Here is a 23,246-nt window from a genome sequence, read left to right on the forward strand (position 1 = left end):
ACCTAAAACGAGAATAGGAGGAACAGCGATGACATCCGAAACGGGGAAGACAATCATCAGCCTGTGCTGTGCAGCTGTTATCACGGCAGCGGTATGGATGACAGACGTCCGGTCTCTCGAAGCGGCAGAGGAGCCGACTTATATTGCAGCAGCCACCGAGCAGGCTTCACTGAAAGACCTGCGCCGCCGGATGGAAAACTCGATCCCCGGCTTACGTATAAAAGCGGCCTATGAAAAAGGGTTCCGCGGGTTTGCAGTAACGATGCCTGAAAAGCAGCAGGACGCGCTGCAGCGCATGAACGGGATTCAACGGACCGATGAGGCGGCTGTATATGAAACAAAAATTGATGAAAGCGTGCCGTTTATCGGGGCGGATGTGGTCCGCAGCGAATTGGATGAACAGGGCATGAAGCTTACCGGCAAAGGAATAAAAGTCGGGATAATTGATACTGGGATTGACTATCATCATCCCGATCTGAAAAGCAGTTACAAAGGCGGTTATGATTTTGTCGACCAGGACGCGGACCCGCTGGAAGGAAAAGCGGGAGAAAACGGAGAACCGACGATTCACGGCACCCATGTGGCCGGCATTATTGCGGCGGACGGGTTCATCCAGGGTGTCGCCCCGGACGTGGAAATATACATGTACCGTGCCCTTGGTCCGGGAGGACAGGGATCAACAGAACAAATCCTTGCAGCGGTGGAAAAAGCGATCGAAGATGATGTAGACGTGTTGAATCTATCGCTCGGCAGTCCGATCAACGGTCCGGACTGGCCGACGAGCCAAGCGCTTGACAAAGCAGCGGAAAAAGGTATAGTGGCCGTGACGTCGAGCGGAAACAGCGGTCCTGCGATGTGGAGCGTAGGCTCTCCCGGCACATCAGAAAAGGCGATATCGGTCGGCGCTTCGATTCCTCCCCTTAAGATGCCGAAGCTTACCCTTGTGGAAGAACCGGAACTTTCCATTGACCTGAGACCGGTTCAAGGTTCTCCTCCGTGGGAATTTCGACGCGATCTTCCCCTCGTTTTCGGAGGTCTTGGGCTGAAGGAGGACCTGCAGGCGGTAAAAGGGAAAGCGGTGTTAATTGAACGCGGCGGTATTCCACTGGTGAGAAAAATGGCTAATGCCAGAAAAGCGGGGGCCGATGCTGTCATTCTATACAACAACATAGCCGGAACGTTCGCTGCCGCCACAAAGGAAAAACAGCCCTTTCCCGTCATTACCATATCAAAAGAGGACGGGGAACACCTGAAAAAAGCGGTGCAGGAAAACAAGGACAATTTCTCCCCTACTCTGCGCACGATATTGAAAGAAGAAACAGACCATATGGCGTTTTTCAGTTCAAGGGGTCCTGTGACAGAATCCTGGGCTGTCAAACCGGACATCGTGGCGCCTGGTGTGGATATAGGCAGCACTGTGCCGAAAGGCTATCTTTCACTGAATGGAACGAGCATGGCCGCCCCTCATATTGCCGGAGCTGCGGCACTTTTAAAGCAGGCCCGGCCGGACTGGACGCCGGAGCAGATCAAGGCGGCGCTGATGAACGCAGCCGTTTCGCTCACCGATGATACAGGCAGTACGTATCCGCCGTTCGTCCAGGGAGCGGGCCGGGTCGATATCGCCAAAGCACTGCAGACCGAAACGATCGTAAGCCCGGGAACGCTGTCTCTCGGTTCCCGTTCTGTCAGCGGATCCAATCCTCTTTATGAGCAGACAATCCGGGTGGAAAATCACTCAAAACGCCCCCGTACGTATACATTTCAGGCTGACAGCGAACCATTTTTCGGTCTTCACTGGCAGATGCCGGATTCGATTGTCGTACCACCCGGTGAAGCAGAAGAAGTGATGGTTCGGGCGGAGCTGGCACCTGGTGCAGTGGAAGCGGAGGAACTTCACGGCACCATCACGGTAAAAGGAGGAACGCAGCCGGTCACTCTGCCTTATCTGCTGTTTATAAACGAACCGGAATACCCGAGAATCAGTGCGTTTGAACTACAGCCGGATCCGGGGAAAGACGGCTTTCGGTATGAAGTATATATGCCGGGCGGCGCTGATACGTTTCAGATCAGACTTTATGATCCAGATACCTTCGCTTTTCTGGGCGTCCTTGACGAACAGGAGAATGTCGAAGCCGGTCTGTTCCGAAAAACACTGGAGCAGGAGGACCTCCCGGTGTCACCGGGAGTGTACCGCGCCGTCATTCACGCAGCATCCGGAACAAAAGAAGAGACGCTGGAAACCATCGTTCACCTGGAGCAGAAAAGAGTGGAACAGCCGGCTGAACCACGGACATGAATCAAGGCATAACAGGACTGCCGAACCAACAGATAGATCCGGCGGCAGTCCTCTTTTTCAATGCCGGAATTGTCACTTAATTGACACAAAAGAAAAATCGGGAAAAACCCTGTTGTGACAAGGAATTTTTCAAGGTGGAGGATTGACAGAAGGGGTCCTCTATTGTACGATGACAAAGGGTATGTGAGAGGGTTTACATATTTCGGTGACGGCTGTTGAATGATGGGATCAAATGACAGGCCGGGATCGATTTCTGTAGAATCAGCAGAAAGATTCAGGCTGCCAGCTCCATCCTAAAAGCGCCGTCCTTTTTTCGGCGGAGCCCTGAACTACCGTGAATGGAGGGTGACATGGCGGACAAAGAGAAGCCTTCAAAACCATTCCAGTCTGCGGCTTTAACATCAGCCGTACTCTCTTATTTAGTCGGACCCCTGTTAATCGGCTTTTTCGCAGGAAGATGGCTCGATGACAAATTGGGGACGTCCCCTTTTATTATGCTCATCGGTCTTCTGACAGGAATGGCCGCCGGAATATACGGACTGGTCCGTCTGCTCAGTCGATATCTTGGGAACGGGGACGACCGGAAATGAAGCAGACTTTTGCAGCAGAGGCGAGACGCTGTGTCCAGCTGTCCTTGTATGTATCAGCTTTGTATGTGCTTGGATGGGGATTCACCCCGTACAGCGTGTTTTTTTTAAGTGCCATCCTCGGTGTTGCCGCCGGCCTTTTTAATGTCTGGAGCATGTACCGGGATGTCAAAAGAATCGGAGACGCGGCCGTACAGGAGAGAAAAGCTTTTACAACGGGCATGGCAGCACGACTGGCTACCGGGGCGCTCGCAGCAGTCCTTTTTCTGCGCTTTCCTGAACAATTCCACCTGGTGGGACTTGTTACCGGCATAATGACACCTTACATTATGATTCTTCTTCACTCCTTGTTTAAAAAAAAGGCGGTCTGACAGGCCGGGTCTTTTGGCAGCGGGCATGGAAACAAAGAGCGAAGAAGCGGCAACAGGGCAGGAAATCAGCAGTCTAGTATACAGTAAGGGGGGGAAGATTTAATGAACCATGAATCTCCAATCGTCTATGACCTGTTTGGGATTACAGGGTTTCACATTAACTTGTCGAACGTTCTTATGCTGACAATAGCTTCGCTTATTGTCTTCTGCATCGGCTTTTTCAGCGCCAGGAACCTGAAGATGAAGCCATCCGGCATGCAAAATGCATTTGAATGGGTCATCGACTTTGTTAAGAACACCGTGAACAGCACCATGGACTGGAAAACCGGGGAACGGTTTTTCGGACTCGGAATCACAATATTTTTACTGATTTTTGTAGCGAACATGCTTGGTATTCCGTTTATGTACGTAAACCCGGAAACGCATGAATTATGGTGGAAGTCACCGACAGCAGATCCGGTGATTACCATGACGTTCGCTGTGATGGTCATCGTTCTTACTCACTTTTACGGCATGAAAATGAAAGGCATGAAAGAATACGGCAAAGATTATCTAAGACCCGTGCCGTTTCTTTTACCACTTAATATTCTGGAAGAGTTCGCGAACACACTGACGCTGGGAATGCGTCTTTTCGGGAACCTGTATGCAAAAGAGATCCTTTTGACATTGCTGACAGGTGTAGGGGGAGCCAGTCTTCTCGGTGCATTTGGCGCAGGGCTTCCTATGATTGCGTGGCAGGCATTCAGTATATTTATCGGTGCCATCCAGGCCTTTATCTTTTTAATGCTTACGATGGTCTATCTCTCGCACAAAGTTTCAGATGAACACTAACCATGCTCGGCACAATCATTTAATTATATTTAAGGGAGGATATTTTAATGGGATTATTAGCAGCAGCAATTGCAGCAGGTTTGGGAGCAATCGGCGCAGGTATTGGTAACGGTTTGATCGTAAAAGGTACATTGGAAGGGGTAGCCCGTCAGCCGGAACTTAAAGGAACACTGCAGACACTTATGTTTATCGGTATCGCCCTGGTTGAGGCCCTTCCGATCATCGCAATCGTTATCGCGTTCATTACACTGGGACAAGGCTAGAAGCGGCACCGTCCAATCGTTAATGCCAATGGCGAAGTCCGTAGAACCACGCTTCGCCATTCCTTTTGTAGAATAACCGAAAGGAGTGAATTCTGTGCCAGAGGTCATTTATTGGGGAGACGTTGTATTCTCGCTGGTTACATTCATTATCCTTCTCTTGATCCTCCGCCGGTACGCGTGGGGACCGATCATGAACATGATGAAAGAGCGGGAAGAACATATTTCCTCTGAAATAGAAAATGCTGAAAAACACCGTAAAGAAGCGGAACAGTATGTCGAAGAACAGCGTTTGGAAGTGGAACGTGCGCGCGAAGAAGCACAGACCATTATCGAAAACGCAAAGAAAACTAGTGAAAAACAGGGTGAGGATATCATTGCCCAGTCAAGGGCCGAAGCGGAACGTCTGAAAGAGACAGCTCAGGCAGACATTGCCCGCGAAAAGGAGCAGGCCATCGCCGAACTGCGCGAAGAGGTCGGGACTCTTTCTGTAATGATCGCATCGAAAATTATCGAAAAAGAGCTGGATGAAAATGAACAGGAACAGCTCATTGAAGATTACGTCAAAGAGGCAGGCGGCCGGCTATGACGACAGCAGCAGCAAACCGCTATGCCCAGGCCCTGTTTGAACTTTCAAAAGAAAAGGACATGCTCGCAGATATCCGCTCGGAGCTGGAAGCTGTAAAGCAGGCTCTTACTGAAAACAATGAGTTTTTCGAACTGTTAAAACACCCGAAGGTTTCCCGTGAAAAGAAGGAAACCATGGTGCAGGAAGGGTTAACGGCAGTCAGCAGCACTGTGCAGAGAACCCTTCTGCTGATGTTGGAAAAAAAGAGAATTGACCTTGTATTTGACATGATTGAAATGTTCGAAGAACTCGTGGATGAAGAATGGAAAGTGGGGCACGCTCTGGTAACCACCGTGAAACCACTAACTGAACAAGAACGGGACATGATTGCAGAAACATTCGCTGAAAAAGCCGGCAAAGATACGCTGTATATCAGAAACGAACTGGACCCTGAGCTTATCGGCGGTCTCAAGGTGAACCTCGGAGATATGATTTTTGACGGCAGTATTAAAGGCCAGCTCGACCGGATGCAACGTAATTTGGTCTCCGGAAAATGATAGAGGATAGGGGTGAACGTTAATGAGCATTAAATCGGATGAGATTAGCTCGCTGATCAAACAGCAGATTGAAAATTTTCAGTCTGATGTACAAGCAAACGAAGTCGGCACCGTTATTCAGATCGGTGACGGTATTGCGCGCGCTCATGGTCTGGAGAATGTCATGGCCGGGGAACTGGTTGAATTCTCCAACGGCGTAATGGGAATGGCGCAGAATCTGGAAGAAAACAACGTCGGTATTATCGTTCTCGGCCCGGACTCCGGGATCCGCGAAGGGGACGAAGTGAAACGGACCGGCCGCATTATGGAAGTTCCTGTCGGAGAAGAACTGCTGGGACGCGTTGTTAACCCGCTCGGCCAGCCAATCGACGGCCAGGGTGCGGTGGAAACGACAAAATCCCGTCCTATCGAAAGCCCGGCACCCGGCGTCATGGATCGTAAGTCGGTACATGAACCGCTCCAGACCGGCATCAAGGCAATTGACTCCATGATTCCGATCGGCCGCGGCCAGCGTGAATTGATCATCGGGGACCGCCAGATCGGGAAGACTTCCATCGCGGTGGATACCATCCTGAACCAAAAAGATGAAGATATACTGTGTATTTATGTGGCCATCGGCCAGAAGGAATCCACCGTCGCAGGAACGGTGGAAACGTTCCGCCAAAAAGGTGCACTTGATTACACCATCGTTGTTAACGCAGGGGCGTCAGACCCGGCGCCGATGCTGTATCTTGCTCCGTATGCCGGCGTGTCCATGGGTGAAGAATTCATGTACAACGGAAAGCACGTCCTCGTTGTATATGACGACCTGACCAAGCAGGCAGCGGCGTATCGTGAACTCTCCCTGCTTCTCCGCCGTCCGCCGGGACGTGAGGCATTTCCGGGAGATGTTTTCTATCTGCATTCCCGTCTGCTCGAACGTTCCGCCAAGCTCAGCGATGATAAAGGAGCCGGTTCCCTGACTGCACTTCCGTTTATTGAAACGCAGGCAGGCGATGTCGGTGCCTACATCCCGACAAACGTGATCTCGATCACAGACGGGCAGATATTCCTGCAGTCGAACCTTTTCCACTCCGGTGTGCGCCCGGCCGTTAACCCGGGTATTTCCGTCTCCCGTGTAGGTGGTTCCGCGCAGATCAAAGCGATGAAGAAAGTATCCGGTACTCTGCGTCTTGACCTTGCATCCTTCCGTGAACTTGAAGCCTTCGCTCAGTTCGGGTCGGATCTGGATGAAGCGACAAAAGCGAAACTTGCCCGGGGTGAACGGACCGTCGAAGTGCTGAAACAGGGACTGAACCAGCCGCAGCCGGTTGAAAAACAGGTGTCCATTCTTTATGCGCTGACCAGTGGATTTTTGGATGATATTCCGATCAACGATATCCAGCGCTTTGAGTCTGAACTCTTTGTCTATCTGGACTCGAATCATAAAGAACTGCTGGATTCGATCCGGGAAACCGGGCAGCTGCCGGAGACCGAAGACTTCAACAACGCCATCGGCGGCTTCAAGAAGAGCTTCAACGTTTCCAAATAAGCGCAAACACCGGCAGGCTTAAATTACCGGTGTGAAAAAAAGGTGGTGAAACCAAGTGGCCTCTTTACGTGAGATTAAGAACCGTATTGGCTCGACGAAAAAAACGAAGCAGATCACCAAAGCAATGGAAATGGTGTCCGCGGCGAAATTAAATCGTGCCCAGACCAATGCGCAATCTTATGAACCATATACGAAAAAAATCCGGGAAGTGGTGGCAGGTATTGCCTCCGGGAATTCCGGAGCTTCCCACCCGATGCTCGAAGAACGGCCCGTGAAAAAAACAGCTTATATCATGGTGTTTTCCGACCGTGGACTGGCGGGCGGATATAACGCTAATCTGCTCCGGTCGTTCATGTCCCAGGTTGAACAGCGCCACAATTCCACCGATGAATACGGTGTAATTGTACTGGGCCGGATCGGGAGAGACCTTTTGAAAAAACGGGGCATTCCGGTCATGGATGAAATCACGGGGCTTCCGGATGAACCGTCCTTTCAGGATATTAAAAACATTACACGGCTGGCTGTGAAGATGTATGAGGATGAAGAAATCGATGAGCTGTTCATTTGGTATAACCATTTTATCAGTGCCATCCAGCAGGAAGTAACCGAAACGAAACTGCTGCCACTGACGGACCTTTCGGAAGGATCTGAAACAGTGTACAGTTACGAATACGAACCATCTGAAGAAGCAATACTCGCCCAGCTCCTGCCGCAGTATGCGGAAAGTTTAATATTCGGAGCGCTGCTGGATGCCAAGGCAAGTGAATTTGGCGCCAGAATGACAGCGATGAGCTCGGCAAGCGATAATGCCGACGACATTATAGACAACCTCACTCTGTCCTATAACCGGGCACGACAGGCTGCAGTCACCCAGGAAATCAGTGAGATTGTCGGCGGCGCAGCTGCTCTGGAATAACATGAATAAGGCTAAGACTCAGTTTTAGGAGGGAAAAATATGAGCAATGGACGCGTTACCCAGGTTATGGGTCCGGTTGTTGACGTTGCGTTTCCAAGCGGCGAACTGCCGGAATTGAATCACGCGCTCACTGTTTCCCAGAAAGGGCATTCCGACGACATTAAAGATGTCGAAGTGGCTCTGGAAGTAGCACTGCATCTGGGAAATGATACTGTTCGTACAGTCGCTATGGGTTCAACAGACGGACTGATCCGCGGAGCGGACGTCATTGATGAAGGCGGTCCGATTTCCGTGCCGGTCGGAGAAGAAACCCTGGGCCGGGTGTTTAACGTTCTCGGTGAGACCATCGACGAAAGAGAACCGGTAGGCCCGGAAGTGAAGAGGGACCCGATTCATCGTGAAGCGCCTCAGTTTGATGAGCTGTCTACAGAGACCGAAATTCTTGAGACAGGAATCAAGGTTGTTGACCTGCTTGCACCGTATGTAAAAGGCGGTAAAATCGGACTCTTCGGCGGTGCCGGTGTCGGTAAAACGGTTCTGATTCAGGAATTGATCAACAACATCGCACAGGAACACGGTGGTATTTCTGTATTTGCCGGGGTAGGAGAAAGAACCCGGGAAGGGAACGACCTTTACTTTGAAATGCAGGATTCCGGCGTTATCAATAAGGCAACCATGGTGTTTGGTCAGATGAACGAACCGCCTGGTGCCCGTATGCGTGTGGCACTGACCGGTCTGACACTGGCGGAACATTTCCGCGATGTAGATGGTCAGGACGTACTCCTCTTTATTGATAACATTTACCGTTTCACCCAGGCAGGTTCCGAAGTGTCCGCCCTGCTCGGCCGCATGCCTTCTGCCGTTGGTTATCAGCCGACGCTGGCAACCGAAATGGGGCAGCTTCAGGAACGGATTACGTCGACCAAGACAGGCTCGGTTACATCCATTCAGGCGATTTATGTACCGGCCGACGACTATACCGACCCTGCTCCGGCGACGACATTCGCCCACCTGGATGCAACGACCAACCTGGAGCGCCGTTTAACAGAAATGGGTATTTATCCGGCAGTGGATCCGCTTGATTCCACGTCCCGTGCCCTGGCTCCGGAATTTGTCGGGAACGATCATTATGAAGTCGCCCAGGAAGTCCAGCAGACCCTTCAGAAGTACCGGGAGCTGCAGGACATTATTGCCATTCTCGGTATGGATGAATTGTCGGAGGATGACAAGCTGGTTGTGCACCGTGCACGCCGGATTCAGTTCTTCCTTTCACAGAACTTCCACGTAGCGGAGCAGTTCACCGGCCAGCCGGGATCCTACGTATCGGTTAAGGATACCGTACGCGGCTTCCGTGAGATTCTCGACGGCAAGCACGACGATGTGCCTGAGGATGCGTTCCGTCTCTGTGGTCCGATTGAAGACGTCACCGAAAAAGCGAAGGCCATGTCCTAAGCGGGATTGCGGTAAGGAGGAGGAATCATGTCGACGATTAATGTCAATGTTGTCACTCCTGATGGCGCGGTTTATGAAGGGGATGTGGAAATGGTCAGCACCCGTTCCCAGAGCGGGGAGCTGGGCATTCTGCCTGGACACGTTCCACTGGTAGCACCGCTTTCGGTAGGCGCCGTCCGCCTCAAACACGAATCAAGAATAAATCTTGTCGCGGTCAGCGGCGGCTTTGTAGAAGTCCGCCCGGACAGCGTGACGATACTCGCTGAAGCGGCCGAAAATCCGTCTCAGATCGATGTCGAGCGTGCTCGTAGAGCGAAAGAGCGGGCCGAAGATCGTATCGACCGTGCCACCCAGGAAGAAATCGATTATCAGCGGGCTCAGCTCGCATTGAAACGCGCCGTCACCCGGATAGAGGTAGCCGGTGGATAAGAAAAAGGCTGTTCTACACAGGTAGAACAGCCTTTTTCTTCTATGGCAGGCTTGGCTGAGTTGGCAGACCGGCTGCGGTTATGGTTGTGGACACATTTGGTCCCATTCTGTCCATTATACGGCCGTAAGAGACACCTTCAGCATGCAATCCCCTTCAAAAGTCCAGTATGTAAGATTAGTGGACAGAATAACAAAGGACACACCCCAAAATGTCTCATTCCATAAAATATTGGACAGTTTGACAAAAGGTCTGGCTCTTTCCAAGTAAGTTCCTTTGTTGGCGTGAGGTTTTCTGGAGCAGATGCTGAAACCTTTCTTTTTCTTCCGGTTCCGCGTCTTTTTTTCCATATCCCCACATTTGTTCCAATGTATTTATACATCCCCGGCGGTCATAAGGCCTGCCGTTTTTTCCCGGAGCTCCAACAGAAAGCATGTGACAGAGGCAGTATCATCGAGCTTCCCCGCTCGTCTCGATAATGCTTTGTAATGCCAATCCCCTCCGGCCATCACGCCATACTTACAGGCCGCCCATATTTTTCGGCGCAGCTTTTTGCTATACGTGCAGAATTAACTTATTCCAACCAGCCTCCCACTCCTTTATAGTGACTTTTGACCTACGAACAATTGATTGTAATGGATAAAAATACCGCTGTTGCAGTAGGTTCAGTTGTTATCTTGTTCGTTTATAACTTTACACTTTGATTACAACTTTCTTATCGAATGTAATGTAAATTTAAAAATAATAAAATTTTCCTACAAAAAACTGTTTTATTTTATTATAATAGTGGTATATCTTTTGTATATTGGTAAAGATGGTCAAAATTTTGCTGAATTTGTCGATCCTGTACAATAAAACGTCTTTTTGCACTGTCGAAAACCCTCAGATATGTTATACTAAAGCGGTGTGTGTCGAATAGGCAGAAGGGCTCTTTCTACTTTCAGCAAAATGCCCTATTATACTTTTCGGATTGTTAAAAAGGGCTGTTAAGGAGTTTTCAGCAATGAATCCAGAGGGGCAGGAAGCGGTCTTACATATCACTATTAACCTTATTTTTCTGGTTATTGTATGGTGGAGTCTGCAGGCTTTCCGGTTCGATGTTTTTCTGCGTAATCCGGAAGGGCCGAAAGCGAAACTGTTCATGGTGCTTGTCACTATTGCGTTGAGCCACCTTGTCAGTTCGTTTTTTATAGAATACTTACAGGGATCGTTGACACTTCGGTATCTTTTTTAAAAAGCTCCCTTCAACTTCCATGTATGTCCTCAGAGCCTGCGGTGAAAATGAGGAATAGAGGCACCCCGCGTGGAAAGATGCCGTGATATTCCATAGATGGAAGAAACTGCACCTTGTGAAGACATCCGATATTGTCGAAAAAAGCAGATTGAAAAAGAAAACAGCAGGGAATCGTGTCATCAGCACGGGAGGCTGCTGAATCCTTTTTATTTGAAAAGGTGTAACGCGGCTGCCTGTTCCGACGACAAAATGACGCAGTGAATATGAAATAAACACAGACACGAGACAAGAATGGGCACCCGTTTCTTCCTTGGACAGGGCACGCCTAAATGAACGACTGAATATCCATAATACAGAGATGACTACTCCTGCCTGCACGAAATCAGGGCGGGATCGTCATGACAATTACCGAGACGATATAGAATTATAAACGGACGCGGAGGGGAATACGTTGGAAAAAATATTAGTACGAGGAGGGAAGCGGCTTAAAGGAACCGTGAAGGCAGAAGGCGCGAAAAATTCTGTGCTCCCGGTCATTGCCGCCTCCCTCCTTGCTGAAGAAGGAACGAGCACTATATATGATGTCCCGACTTTAGCAGATGTATTTACAATGAAAAATGTACTGACCTATATGGACGCAGATGTAAGTTTTGAAGACGGGGTATTCACGTCCAATGCTGGCGGTGCGTTGACAACAGAAGCGCCGTTTGAATATGTGCGCAAAATGCGGGCTTCTTTTCTGGTCATGGGGCCGCTGCTTGCGAGAAAAGGCTGTGCGCATATCGCGCTCCCGGGTGGCTGTGCTATCGGTTCCCGGCCGATTGACCAGCACCTGAAGGGATTTGAAGCGATGGGTGCCACCGTGGAGATCGGAAACGGTTATATTGAGGCAAAAGTAAAAGACCGCCTGCAGGGTGCCCGGATCTATCTGGACTTTCCGAGCGTAGGGGCGACGGAAAACATCATGATGGCGGCCACTCTTGCCGAAGGAACCACCATTCTGGAGAATGTGGCGGAAGAGCCGGAGATTGTCGATCTGGCGAATTACCTGAATGCCATGGGAGCAAAAGTCCGCGGAGCAGGTACCGGAACGATAAGGATTGAAGGGGTCGACCAGATGAAAGGCGCCGTGCATACCATTATTCCGGATCGTATTGAAGCGGGTTCTTTAATGATTGCTTCCGCGATTACCGGCGGCGATGTGTTTGTGGAAGGCGCAATTCATGAGCATATCCGCCCGCTTGTGGCCAAACTCCGTGAAATGGGTGTCATTATTGAAGAAGGGGATAACGGCATGAGAGTAATCGGACCGGACATTCTCCGCCCGGTCGATCTGAAAACGATGCCGCATCCCGGTTTTCCGACAGACATGCAGGCCCAGTTCATGGCTCTCTTGACACAGGCGAAAGGCACTGCGGTTATCACCGAAACCGTGTTTGAGAACCGTTTTATGCACGTAGAGGAATTCCGACGTATGAACGCGGATGTCAAAATTGAAGGCAGAGCCGCGATAGTGAGCGGGCCGACCCGTCTGCAGGGAGCAGAAGTCGCCGCCACGGATTTACGCGCCGGCGCTGCCCTGATTATCGCCGGACTGGTGGCGGACGGCGAAACGGCTCTGACCGAACTAAGGCATCTTGACCGCGGCTACGTGGATTTCCACAAGAAACTGCAGGGACTCGGAGCGCGGGTGAAACGCGTCGAAGAACAAGAAATGGAAGCCGATCCTCCAAAAGAAGAGGAAGTGCTCCGGACTGTTAATAATTAAGAACCAAGAGGCTGGGACAAAACCTTTATAAAATAGAAAAATGCCGAACGATTTTAAAAAATCGTTCGGCATTTTTCGTTCCTAAGATAAACCGCTGCGCCAAAATCCTTCGCTTTCCGCGGGCACGGCTCAAATAGAGGAAGATCGGCTAAGAGCGGCACGTCCTGTGCCAACGCCGACCTGACCCGCATCCTGCGGGCCCTCGGAAGAAAAGCCCTTCCTGCGGGGTCTTGAGACTCGTGCTGTTTTGAGCAGGAGTCGAAGCATTTTGGCTCCGCTACGATGTGGCTTCTAAATAGCGATACAAGACATTCGTGTTTTCTTCTGCCTATTTTACTTTTGTCCCAGACTCTTTTTAAATATGGAGGAAGACACCATGGGAACATGTTCTGCTGTTTTTTCTGATCATACCATGCGGACATGCCGCATACATATAGAGAGTGTGCGCCAAAACGAAAGGAACAGGGGGCAGTGGAGGCATGAAGAAAGGAATATGGGTCTCCGTTTGTCTTTTCACATTGTTTTTTCTTATTCCGGTGCTGTTTGTCAGTCTTACGGGCTCCCCTCCGTCATCCGGTACAGATACAGCAGCTCCGTCCACCGGCGGCGGGGATCAACAGCCGCTTGCCCAGCTTGATGAGGAGTCAGATCGGAGCATCCCGGTGTTCCGCAGTGAAACAGAAACGGTGGAACAAACCGGTCTGGAAGAATATGTAGCAGGGGTTGTTGCGTCAGAAATGCCGGCGGAATTCGAGATGGAAGCGCTGAAAGCACAGGCGCTGACGGCTCGTACCTATGCAGCCAAACAGCTCGCCTCCCCCTCGAAGATCGACCTTCCCGAAGGAGCCCTCGTTACCGACACAACGATGCATCAGGTTTATCAAAGTGAAGAGGAGCTGAAAAAAGCGTGGGGCGAAGACTTTGAGTGGAAAATGGATAAGGTGGAAGAAGCGGTACGCGCGACAGAAGGTCAGGTGTTAACGTATGAAGGAAAGCCAATTACAGCTGCTTTTTTCTCCACGAGCAACGGGTACACGGAAAATGCCGAAGATTACTGGCAGAACCCGGAGCCGTATCTGCAAAGTGTGGAAAGTCCCTGGGATGAAGAATCACCCCGTTATAAAAACAGTATCCGGATTCCTGTGGCAGAAGTGGAACAAGCTCTCGGTATTTCGCTTCAGAATGGCGATACCGGCACGATTGTAAGCCGGACAGAGAGCAGCCGGGTGGAAGAAATGAAGATTGGCGGAGAAACCTTTGAGGGGCGCGAGATCCGCGAAAAACTTGACCTCGACTCCACCGATTTTACCGTGAGCCGTGACGGAAGCAGCATGATTTTTTCCACAAAAGGCTGGGGTCACGGCGTCGGTATGAGCCAGTACGGAGCGGACGGTATGGCCGCGGAAGGAAAAACATACGATGAGATTTTGAAGCATTATTACCGGGGTGTGGAAATATCCAGCCTTTCCTGACGCTAAAAAAAATTCAACCGCAAAGGTATAATTTACCTCGTACCTGATCAGAATGGGTGCTGAGGTGATAAACATGAAAAATAAGGAAAAACAACAGTCGGCAGCACGGGAAACCAAAGGAATGCGTGGCAGACTGAGGAGCTGGTCAAGAAAAAAATGGTTCTGGCCTGCGGCCTACCTGAGTGCCTGCGCTATTCTGCTTGGCACGTACTTTCTCATTCAAAATCCGGCGGGTACGGATCAAGCGGAAGAAGATCAGCCTTCCCAGATGGAAGAAGACGGAGAAAGTGCAGAGGAAGGCACAGTGGAAGACGAAGACAGCATGCCGGCTGCTTCCGGCAACGAGACGATGCAGATGCCTGTGACAGATGAAGAGAATGTAGATATTATTGGGTATTATTACGATCATGATGCTGCAGCAGAAGAACAACAAGATGCTCTTGTATACTACAATAATATGTACTATCAGAACAAAGGCATCGATATTGCGGGCAAAGAAGGAGAATCCTTTGCCGTGGCGGCAGCTGCTACAGGCGAAGTAGTGAATGTGGAAGATGACGAAATTCTGGGACAGGTTGTGGATGTGAAACACACCGATGATATCGTCACCTCCTACAGCAGTCTGAAAGATGTGGAAGTGGTGGAAGGCGATACGATTACGCAGGGATCGGTGCTCGGAATGGCCGCTGAAAATCTGTATAACAGAGACGCAGGGATTCATGCCCATTTTGAAGTACGCAGAAACGGGGATCCGTTGAATCCGGACGATGCCTTTCATCAATCGCTCACCGCGTTAAGCAGCGAAGACGCAGAAGAAGAAGAGGATCGTACCGCGCAGCAGGGAGAAGATGACGAAACCGATGCCGAAGAAGACGAAGACTCATCCAGTCTCGAGGAATTCCCTATTCTGGAAGGCGGAGATGATGACGAAGAAGAAAACGATGATGAATAATACAGGAAAAAAAGTGTGTGCGATAACGGTTTGGGAAGAATAAAACAGCGCTCCCGATTATCATAAAGGATAATGGGGAGCGTTTTGTTTGGGGAAGTTCATGAATATCTGAAGCCCGATGAACGCCTGGATCGCACCCCCTCCAGCTGTGTACATCAACAGCCGGGAATCGACACAGAGAAGGTGCAACGGTATGACAACAAGTTGAATTTTTTGTGAAATTTTTTGAAAAAATTAGTTGACGGAGGCGCGTAACATTTGAAATAATGTGTATTATAACAAACTAAAAACTGCGGTTGAACAGATGGAATTTCAATCAAACTACACAGTCCTTAGTCTTAGGAAAGGAGGAACGCTGTGGGTATTCTTATTGCCTTCTGGGTCCTTGCGATTGCTTCCATTGTCGGCATGATCAAGTGGAAAAAACCATTGCTTTTAACGGTACCGTTTGCCGCTATGGGTCTGTATGTCCTCGTCCAGATCATCCTGGTTCCGCTTCCATTCTGGGAGACGGTGCAAATGATTATTGGAATGCGGTAAATTTTTTTGGCTTATTTGAAAGCGATTACATAAAAGGAGGTGGTGTGGTTGGTACGGGGGTAACCATCCATACGGGATAAAAACACACTAAACGGAGGTGTATACGTTGAAAAAAGTTGATAAAGCGACAGCAGATGCGTATTTCCGGACAAGGACAAGGCTGGTAATTATTTTTTTAAGCATCGGATTTCTCGTATCGTTTGGCGTGGCGGCATTTGCGGAGTTTTTCTCCCAATTTAAGTTTCTGGGTGTGGAATTCCATTATTACATGGGCTCACAGGGAGCAGTGCTTGTCTTCATTTTGTGCCTGTTTTTGAATGCCGCGTTAAGTGACCGGATTGATAAAAAATACGGCATAGATGATTCAGCAAACGCTGCGATCAGTGACCAGAAAAATAACCAGGAATAAAACACAAAACGTAAATTACGGGAGGGAATGATTGCATGGATCCGCAAATGCTTGTTTCGTTAGGCCTTATTTTAGCGACTTTTGCTCTTTATATCGGTATCTCTGTGTACAATCAGGCAAAAGCAACATCGGACTTTTATGTGGCGAGCCGCGGTATTCCGCCGATGTGGAACGGAATGGCGATCGGCGGTGACTGGATGAGCGCCGCGTCATTCATTGGAATGGCGGGAACAATGATGGCTCTCGGTTACGACGGCCTCGCTTATATTATGGGATGGACAGGAGGCTTCCTGCTTCTTACCTTTCTGCTTGCTCCGCAGCTTCGTAAATACGGACGGTTTACCGTGCCGGAATTTATCGGGGACCGGTTTGAAAGTAACACCGCACGGCTGATTGCCGCGATTGCGACGGTAATTATCAGTTTCACTTACATTATCGGGCAGTTATCCGGTTCAGGTGTGGTTATCGGCCGGCTGTTTAACATACCGGCAGCGTACGGCACGATGATCGGCGTCGTAATTATTGCCATCTATGCGACGCTCGGGGGAATGAAAGGGGTTACCTGGACGCAGGTGGCGCAGTATATGATACTTATTATTGCCTACATCATTCCGATTGTCTTCATGTCGCTGCAGGTGACAAGCAACCCGCTGCCGTGGTTGACATACGGCGGAATTGTCGATCGGATTGGAGAAATTGACAGAGAACTCGGATTGTCGGAATATTTCGCCCCATTTGCTGAGAGTGACAAAAGTCAGTTCATTGCGCTCTTGTTTACCTTGATGGTCGGTACATCCGCCCTTCCTCACGTTATTGTCCGTTTCTTCACGGTCAGTACGATGAAAGCGGCACGCTGGAGCGGTGCGTTCGCCCTTCTTTTCATCGGTATTCTATACCTGTCGGCTCCCGCCTATGCGGCGTTTTCCCGCTTCATTCTGATGACGCAGGTGGCCGGAAGCCCGATGGATGACCTGCCGGGATGGACGGATAACTGGATCAATACCGGACTGCTTCAGACCGCGGACCAGAACGGGGACGGCGTCCTGCAGTGGACAGAGCTGTCCGTCGGTCAGGATATAGTCGTGATGGCAACGCCTGAAATTGCCAACCTCGGCATGTTTGTTATCGGTCTTGTGGCAGCCGGAGCGATGGCAGCGGCTCTTTCAACAGCCGGTGGTCTGTTAATCACGATATCTTCTTCCTTTGCCCACGATATTTATTACCGTCTTCTGAGACCGGATGCGACGGATGAGAAACGTCTTCGCGCCGGCCGGATTGCGATTCTGATTTCAACTATCGTAGCCGGACTTGTCGCTCTCGATCCGCCGGGAGTTATCACCCAGATTGTAGCCTGGGCGTTTGCGCTGGCGGGCGGAACGTTTTTCCCGGTCCTCTTCCTCGGTATATGGTGGAAGCGCATGAATACGCAGGGAGCCATCGCCGGAATGCTCGCCGGACTGGGCTGTACCCTTGGTTATATTTTCCTTGCCATGAGCGGTGTTACGCTGTTCGGCATTCAGGATACCGGAGCCGGCCTGATCGGCGTACCGATCAACTTCCTCGTCTGTGTGCTCGTGTCCAAAAATACACCGGCACCGCCGCAGCATCTACAGGACGATGTCATTGATCTACGCTATCCGGAACAGATGACGTACAAAGACGGCGAGGTTTGGATGAACGATGGAACAGGAAACTAATCCCTATCAGGAACAGGTACGATATCATCCCATATTCAGCGGCACCAGTGCCGCTGAATTTGGAGATCTCATCGCTTTATGCACGTTCCGCACGTTTCAGAAAGACGAGAAGGTGCTTTATTCCCAAAGTCCGAGAGACGGATTTTTATTAATGCTGGACGGAGTGACCGAAGTTTATGTGTCGTTTCACGACCGGCGCCGGGAAAAGGAGGTGCTGGAAGTCCTGGAAGCGGGAGATATCATCGGTTTTTCCAGTCTGGCCGACTTTCTCGGGGAACCTGCCGAACGGGAAAATCCTTACACGGTGGAAGTCCAGGCCGTCGAAAAGGCAGTGTGCCTTCATGTGCCAAACGATGTGCTGCAGAACGTCTGGGACCGGGAGGAAGTCCGTGATTATGTGCTGCGGCAGGTGTCGGTCCGTCTTCGTGACATTTACACTTCGCTTGCGGAACAGGTTCATCTTGCCGGTCGATGGGGTGAAAGCGATCCGTTTATCCAGCGGGTGCAGGATATCATGAAAACCCCTCCGGTGACTGCAGCTGAAGATGTTCCCGTTGCCGAGGCTGCCGAAAAAATGGTGCAGGAAAAGGCAAGTTCCATTGTTGTCACATCAGCAGCCGGAACCTTAAGCGGTATCATCACCGAAAAAGATCTTGTCCAGCGGATTATTGCTGCGAAAAAAGAGGGAACCGTATCTGTGGCGGATATTATGACGCGCCGGCCGTTTGTGATCTCCAGACAGGCCTATTATTACGAAGCCATGTCCGCCTTTTTAATGAACGGAGTCAAACATCTGCCGGTCCTTGAAGAAGGAGAGACCGAGAAGGTTGCAGGCATCATCACACTGTCCGATCTCCTGAAATATAAAAACCGAGGCAAATTTGATATTCTCCGGAAGATTGAATCAGCCGGATGGGATACCCTCCCGGAGATCAAGGAAGCGATCTATGATGTGCTGGCGACATTGATTCAGGATGATATACCAGCGCTACAGACGCTGGATATCGTAACCGGGCTGTATGACCGTCTCATCCGCCGGTGCCTGGAAACAGCACAGGAGGAAATCCGGGAAAAACACGGCGATCCTCCTCTGCCGTTTGCCTTTTATCTGATGGGAAGCGGAGGCCGCCAAGAACAGTTTATGCTGACGGATCAGGATCACTTCCTCGTTTACGGGGAACCGCAGAATGATGAGCAGCGCAAAGAAGCCGAAACGTATTTCCGTGCTCTCGGACATGCTGTAGTCAACCATTTGGAAAAATCCGGATACAAACGCTGTGATGGAAACATGATGGCCAGTGAATCGAATTGGCGCGGTACGGTTTCGGACTGGGGGGACCGTCTCCGGATATGGGGACTGCGCGCAACAAACCAGAATATTCTGCTCGGCCACAATTTTCTTGCGTTTCGATTTCTTTACGGAGATGACGCGCTCCATCATGCGTTTCTTCAAGCTGTCGGCCATCAGTTTGAACGGTCCCGTATTTTTCTCTACCGCGCCGCCGCCCAGCAGAAAGAGCACCCGGTTCCGACGCTGGATCATCCGGTACGGGCGCTGTTCGGTGTGAAAAGAAACCATATTGATATCAAAAAAGATGCATTATTTCCGTTTCACCACTGCCTGCAGATTGCTGCTGCGAAGCATCATATTTTTGGGAAAACACCGCTGGAAATGATGGACGCCCTGGTGGAACAGCATATTTGGGAACCGTCATTTGCTGAAGATCTGCGTTTTGCTTATGAGACAATCATGCGGATTCGAATGCAGCAGTCCTGGGATCAATTTCAGAGAAATGAAGGGAATGGAAGCGACATTTATTTCACCCGGATGAGCACCAGGGATAAAGAAGCGCTGATCCTCTCCATGAAATCCCTTCGTTCGCTGCAGTCGCGGGTATTGACCATGTTCGGCATCATGTGAAAAGGAGCGTTTCTGTTATGTTCTGGAAAAAAAGAAAACTGGATTATGAACCGTCCCGCGCTCTTCCATTGAATACGCTTCTGAAAGAGCTGTCATTCACTGTTTTTGATACGGAGACAACCGGCTTTGCGGTGGGGAGCCGGGACCGGATGATTGAAATCGGGGCCGTCCAGGTGGAAGCGCTGGAAGTGACAGATCGCTCGTTTCAGACGTATGTTAATCCGGGACGCAATATTCCCCGGGAAATAACATCCCTCACCGGCATCCGTCAGGAACAGGTGGACGGCGCTCCTCATGCTCTCGAAGCGGTCGAATCGTTCTGCCGTTTTGCAGCAGAGAACCGCAGTGACGGATGGATTGGTCACTACCTGGCGTTTGATATGATGGTGCTGAAAAAAGAACTGCAGCGGTTTCAGTGCACCATGGATGAACCGATGTATATTGATACCCTGGATATTATCGGATACTTGACCCCCTCCTGGGATATGCGCGATCTTACCCACTATGCCCGGCAGTTCGGAGCGAATATGTATGAGCGCCACAGCGCGCTCGGTGATGCCAAAACGACAGCATCTTTGTTTGTGGAGCTGTGCCGGTATCTGGAGGACCGTAATCGATATACACTGGGTGATATGATGGAAATCACCCGGAAGTCACCGGGAAATCCAGCTCTGTATTAATTCAGGAGGACGAACGGGAGGTGGACAAGCAGGTAAATACCTGATCCCCTTCCAGCTTCACTGACAGGCAGCACCGCCGGCCGACACCGCATAAACCATGTGGAAACGACTGATATTCTGGATATAATAGAAAACTGTCGTACAGATCATTATGGATCTGCGGCGGCATCCTGCATCTTACGTCCCTCCATTCTGTCGCATACGGCGGCTTTTAGGCTGATACCCTGATTTCGGAAAAGCAACGTACAACCGCGCACCCGCTGGCTTCTGTCCCCTCCCCGTACTCCGCAACCCCTTTTCAACCCTTGTCCTATCAGACTTTTTGGTATATCCACCGCCCTTGTTTAATAAACTGTACTAATTCACCAAGATTGCAGTAGGAGGCGAGTGGTGTGCATGATTACATCAAAGAACGAACGATCAGGATGGCACGGTATGTTGTCGAAACCCGCAAAACGGTGCGGGTGATAGCGAAAGAATTCGGCGTTTCCAAGAGCACAGTCCACAAAGATTTAACAGAAAGACTGGTGGATATTAATCCGGAGCTGGCCGAAGAAGTGAAATATGTCCTGGAGTATCACAAATCCATTCGTCACCTGCGCGGCGGGGAGGCGACCCGCACGAAATACGAAAAGGACCGGCAGAGTCTGGAAACCGAACCTTCCCTCTAAATTTCTCCCCCTGAAGAGAGGCTGTCTGAAAAGAATAAACCCATTTTTGGACAGTCTTTAAAAAACCGTCCGGAAGAACCTTGTCATATATTCCTCATTTTAAAAAAATATGATAAAATAGTACGCTAGATGAACGTTTAACGCAGAAGAGCATGAACGATGTCTTTTGTTGTCATACTACAGAGAAAGCCATCGTTTCATAAGGTCCGGCATAGAAACAATGAGGAGGAATACGGCATGTTTGGCAGGGATATCGGTATAGATTTGGGAACGGCTAACGTATTGATACATATTAAAGGACAGGGGATCGTACTGGATGAGCCTTCCGTCGTAGCCGTTGACAAAAAGAGCGGCAGCGTGATGGCTGTCGGAGGGGAAGCCTTCCGGATGGTGGGTCGTACGCCGGGGAATATTGTGGCAACAAGGCCGATGAAAGACGGAGTCATAGCCGACTTTGATCATACGGAAGCGATGATGAACCATTTTCTTGTAAAAGTGAATGCCAAAAGCATGATGTCCAAGCCGCGGATATTAATCTGCTGCCCGACCAATATTACGTCGGTTGAACAGAAAGCTATCATTGAAGCGGCGGAAAAAAGCGGCAGCAAGAATGTATTCATTGAAGAAGAACCGAAAGTGGCAGCGGTCGGCGCCGGCATGGATATCTTCCAGCCGAGCGGGAATATGGTCGTTGACATCGGGGGCGGCACAACAGACGTTGCGGTGCTCTCTATGGGGTCCGTCGTCACAGCTGATTCGATTAAAACGGCGGGCGACCAGTTTGATCTCGATATTTTGAATTATATCAAAAAGACCTATAAGCTCCTCATCGGCGATCGTACCGCCGAAACAGTGAAAAAAGAGGTGGCGACCGTCGCTCCAAACGGTGCCAACCATGAGCTGGAGATCCGCGGACGGGATATGGTGAACGGCCTGCCGCAGACTATTACGATTAACTCGAAGGAGATATACGAGGCATTGACCGAATCGGTAAACCATATTGTCCATGCGGCGAAAAATGTTCTGGAACAGACACCGCCGGAACTGTCGGCAGATATCATCGACCGCGGCGTCATTCTGACCGGAGGCGGTGCCCTCCTGCACGGTATTGATGAACTGCTCGGTGATGAACTTGGTGTGCCGGTCATTATTGCGGAAGAACCAATGAATTGTGTAGCAAACGGAACGGGAATTATTCTGGAAAATCTTGATAAGATGTCGAACAAGAAAGTCAAGATATAGGAAGGAGTCCGAAATATGCTCAGAGGTTTTTACGGCGCAGCTTCCGGTATGCTTGCCCAGCAGCGGCAGACAGAGATGTTGTCGGATAATCTGTCGAACATCAATACCCCGGGTTACAAAGAGGACCAGGGTTCGAACCGCACATTTCCCGAAATGTTAATACAAGCGCAGAATGCGGGGCAGGTTCCCGGCAGTCGTTCGACGCCGATAGGGGAGCTTGCGACCGGTGTCTACATGCAGGACCGAACCCAGAACTTCAGCCAGGGAGATCTGCGTGAGACCGGAAATGCAACAGATGCCGCGATCTGGCAGGAGGAGATGCCCGAAGGAGAAGACGGGGAACCGGGAGGACTGTTCTTCCGGGTGGCAGATGCCGACGGTGAAGAACGTTACACGAGAAACGGTAACTGGACCGTGGATGGTGAAGGCTTCCTGACGACCAGTCAGGGGAATTATGTACTGGGAGAAGACGGTGATCCGATCGAAGTGGGTAATAATAACTTTGAGATGGACGAAAACGGCGTTATTACTGATGAAGACGGAGAGGAAGCCGGCCAGCTTGCGGTAGCCTATGCCGAAGATGCTAATGAACTGGTGAAAGAAGGAAACGGTCTTCTCCGTCTGGAAGGTGACGAGGAAGGCGCTGTGCTTCCCACCGCCATTGGAGCGGACGGAATTGATTATACGATTAACCAGGGATCGCTGGAACGTTCTAACGTGGATCCCGGTGAAACAATGACGCAGCTGATGAATTCCTACCGGATCTTTGAATCCAACCAGCGGATGCTGCGCACCTATGACCAGAGCATGCAGCGGGCGGCAAATGAGATCGGAAGTTTAAGATAACAAGTTTTACCCTATAGA

24 protein-coding genes are annotated in these 23,246 nt (G+C 50.3%); 23 read left to right on the forward strand and 1 reads right to left on the reverse strand.

Annotated elements, in window-relative coordinates:
- Window positions 1-28 precede the first annotated feature (28 nt).
- The 11 genes from ACW9JV_RS01235 to ACW9JV_RS01285 all read left to right on the forward strand — a co-directional run bounded on the left by ACW9JV_RS01235 (window position 29) and on the right by ACW9JV_RS01285 (window position 9,798).
- Entirely contained in the window at window positions 29-2,296 is a 2,268-nt protein-coding gene (locus ACW9JV_RS01235; RefSeq protein ID WP_457330547.1) for a S8 family serine peptidase, read from the forward strand.
- 350 nt (window positions 2,297-2,646) lie between these two features.
- Window positions 2,647-2,886, forward strand: coding sequence for an AtpZ/AtpI family protein (locus tag ACW9JV_RS01240; RefSeq protein ID WP_457330549.1), 240 nt, complete (start codon window positions 2,647-2,649; stop codon window positions 2,884-2,886).
- Window positions 2,883-3,254, forward strand: coding sequence for an ATP synthase subunit I (locus tag ACW9JV_RS01245; RefSeq protein WP_457330551.1), 372 nt, complete (start codon window positions 2,883-2,885; stop codon window positions 3,252-3,254). The genes ACW9JV_RS01240 and ACW9JV_RS01245 overlap by 4 nt, the downstream gene beginning before the upstream one ends.
- A 102-nt stretch (window positions 3,255-3,356) precedes the next feature.
- Complete coding sequence (gene atpB, locus ACW9JV_RS01250) at window positions 3,357-4,085, forward strand: F0F1 ATP synthase subunit A (RefSeq protein WP_457330553.1); 729 nt, start codon at window positions 3,357-3,359, stop codon at window positions 4,083-4,085.
- Between the two features lie 47 nt (window positions 4,086-4,132).
- Window positions 4,133-4,348: a F0F1 ATP synthase subunit C gene (gene atpE / locus ACW9JV_RS01255; protein WP_457330555.1), complete on the forward strand. Its 216-nt coding sequence runs from the start codon at window positions 4,133-4,135 to the stop codon at window positions 4,346-4,348.
- A gap of 94 nt (window positions 4,349-4,442) precedes the next feature.
- Complete coding sequence (gene atpF, locus ACW9JV_RS01260) at window positions 4,443-4,934, forward strand: F0F1 ATP synthase subunit B (RefSeq protein ID WP_457330557.1); 492 nt, start codon at window positions 4,443-4,445, stop codon at window positions 4,932-4,934.
- Complete coding sequence (locus tag ACW9JV_RS01265) at window positions 4,931-5,470, forward strand: F0F1 ATP synthase subunit delta (RefSeq protein WP_457330558.1); 540 nt, start codon at window positions 4,931-4,933, stop codon at window positions 5,468-5,470. The genes atpF and ACW9JV_RS01265 overlap by 4 nt, the downstream gene beginning before the upstream one ends.
- A 22-nt stretch (window positions 5,471-5,492) precedes the next feature.
- Window positions 5,493-7,001: a F0F1 ATP synthase subunit alpha gene (gene atpA, locus ACW9JV_RS01270; protein WP_457330560.1), complete on the forward strand. Its 1,509-nt coding sequence runs from the start codon at window positions 5,493-5,495 to the stop codon at window positions 6,999-7,001.
- A gap of 55 nt (window positions 7,002-7,056) precedes the next feature.
- Entirely contained in the window at window positions 7,057-7,917 is an 861-nt protein-coding gene (gene atpG / locus ACW9JV_RS01275) for an ATP synthase F1 subunit gamma (RefSeq protein WP_457330562.1), read from the forward strand.
- A gap of 39 nt (window positions 7,918-7,956) precedes the next feature.
- A complete protein-coding gene (atpD, locus tag ACW9JV_RS01280) occupies window positions 7,957-9,369 on the forward strand; it encodes a F0F1 ATP synthase subunit beta (protein ID WP_457330564.1) in 1,413 nt (470 codons plus the stop codon).
- A gap of 27 nt (window positions 9,370-9,396) precedes the next feature.
- Entirely contained in the window at window positions 9,397-9,798 is a 402-nt protein-coding gene (locus tag ACW9JV_RS01285) for a F0F1 ATP synthase subunit epsilon (protein WP_457330566.1), read from the forward strand.
- A 214-nt stretch (window positions 9,799-10,012) separates the two neighbouring features.
- On the opposite strand, the gene ACW9JV_RS01290 is transcribed toward ACW9JV_RS01285, so the two are convergent.
- Window positions 10,013-10,231: a DUF1722 domain-containing protein gene (locus ACW9JV_RS01290; RefSeq protein WP_457330568.1), complete on the reverse strand. Its 219-nt coding sequence runs from the start codon at window positions 10,229-10,231 to the stop codon at window positions 10,013-10,015.
- 568 nt (window positions 10,232-10,799) lie between these two features.
- On the opposite strand from ACW9JV_RS01290, the gene ACW9JV_RS01295 reads away from it, so the two are divergent.
- From ACW9JV_RS01295 to ACW9JV_RS01350, 12 genes are all read left to right on the forward strand, one after another.
- Entirely contained in the window at window positions 10,800-11,030 is a 231-nt protein-coding gene (locus ACW9JV_RS01295) for a DUF1146 family protein (RefSeq protein WP_457330570.1), read from the forward strand.
- Between the two features lie 451 nt (window positions 11,031-11,481).
- Window positions 11,482-12,798, forward strand: a complete 1,317-nt coding sequence (gene murA, locus ACW9JV_RS01300; protein WP_457330572.1) for a UDP-N-acetylglucosamine 1-carboxyvinyltransferase — start codon at window positions 11,482-11,484, stop codon at window positions 12,796-12,798.
- Between the two features lie 479 nt (window positions 12,799-13,277).
- On the forward strand, window positions 13,278-14,270 hold the full coding sequence (gene spoIID, locus ACW9JV_RS01305) for a stage II sporulation protein D (RefSeq protein WP_457330574.1): 993 nt from the start codon (window positions 13,278-13,280) through the stop codon (window positions 14,268-14,270).
- Between the two features lie 73 nt (window positions 14,271-14,343).
- Window positions 14,344-15,222 carry a peptidoglycan DD-metalloendopeptidase family protein gene (locus tag ACW9JV_RS01310; RefSeq protein WP_457330576.1) on the forward strand — a complete coding sequence of 293 codons (879 nt, stop codon included), beginning with the start codon at window positions 14,344-14,346 and terminating at the stop codon, window positions 15,220-15,222.
- Window positions 15,223-15,579: 357 nt separating this feature from the next.
- On the forward strand, window positions 15,580-15,762 hold the full coding sequence (locus ACW9JV_RS01315; RefSeq protein WP_457330578.1) for a hypothetical protein: 183 nt from the start codon (window positions 15,580-15,582) through the stop codon (window positions 15,760-15,762).
- A 106-nt stretch (window positions 15,763-15,868) separates the two neighbouring features.
- Window positions 15,869-16,171 (forward strand): DUF4212 domain-containing protein, encoded by a 303-nt coding sequence (locus ACW9JV_RS01320; RefSeq protein WP_457330580.1) that lies wholly within the window; start codon window positions 15,869-15,871, stop codon window positions 16,169-16,171.
- Between the two features lie 35 nt (window positions 16,172-16,206).
- Window positions 16,207-17,868 (forward strand): sodium:solute symporter family protein, encoded by a 1,662-nt coding sequence (locus tag ACW9JV_RS01325; protein WP_457330582.1) that lies wholly within the window; start codon window positions 16,207-16,209, stop codon window positions 17,866-17,868.
- A complete protein-coding gene (locus ACW9JV_RS01330; protein ID WP_457330584.1) occupies window positions 17,852-19,789 on the forward strand; it encodes a DUF294 nucleotidyltransferase-like domain-containing protein in 1,938 nt (645 codons plus the stop codon). The genes ACW9JV_RS01325 and ACW9JV_RS01330 overlap by 17 nt, the downstream gene beginning before the upstream one ends.
- Window positions 19,790-19,806: 17 nt before the next feature.
- Window positions 19,807-20,469, forward strand: coding sequence for a 3'-5' exonuclease (locus ACW9JV_RS01335; protein ID WP_457330586.1), 663 nt, complete (start codon window positions 19,807-19,809; stop codon window positions 20,467-20,469).
- A 392-nt stretch (window positions 20,470-20,861) separates the two neighbouring features.
- Complete coding sequence (gene spoIIID, locus ACW9JV_RS01340; protein WP_457330588.1) at window positions 20,862-21,140, forward strand: sporulation transcriptional regulator SpoIIID; 279 nt, start codon at window positions 20,862-20,864, stop codon at window positions 21,138-21,140.
- A gap of 237 nt (window positions 21,141-21,377) precedes the next feature.
- Window positions 21,378-22,382: a rod shape-determining protein MreB gene (gene mreB / locus ACW9JV_RS01345; RefSeq protein WP_457330590.1), complete on the forward strand. Its 1,005-nt coding sequence runs from the start codon at window positions 21,378-21,380 to the stop codon at window positions 22,380-22,382.
- Between the two features lie 15 nt (window positions 22,383-22,397).
- Entirely contained in the window at window positions 22,398-23,228 is an 831-nt protein-coding gene (locus ACW9JV_RS01350) for a flagellar hook-basal body protein (RefSeq protein WP_457330592.1), read from the forward strand.
- Window positions 23,229-23,246 lie beyond the last annotated feature (18 nt).

Source organism: Salibacterium sp. K-3, assembly GCF_054052005.1.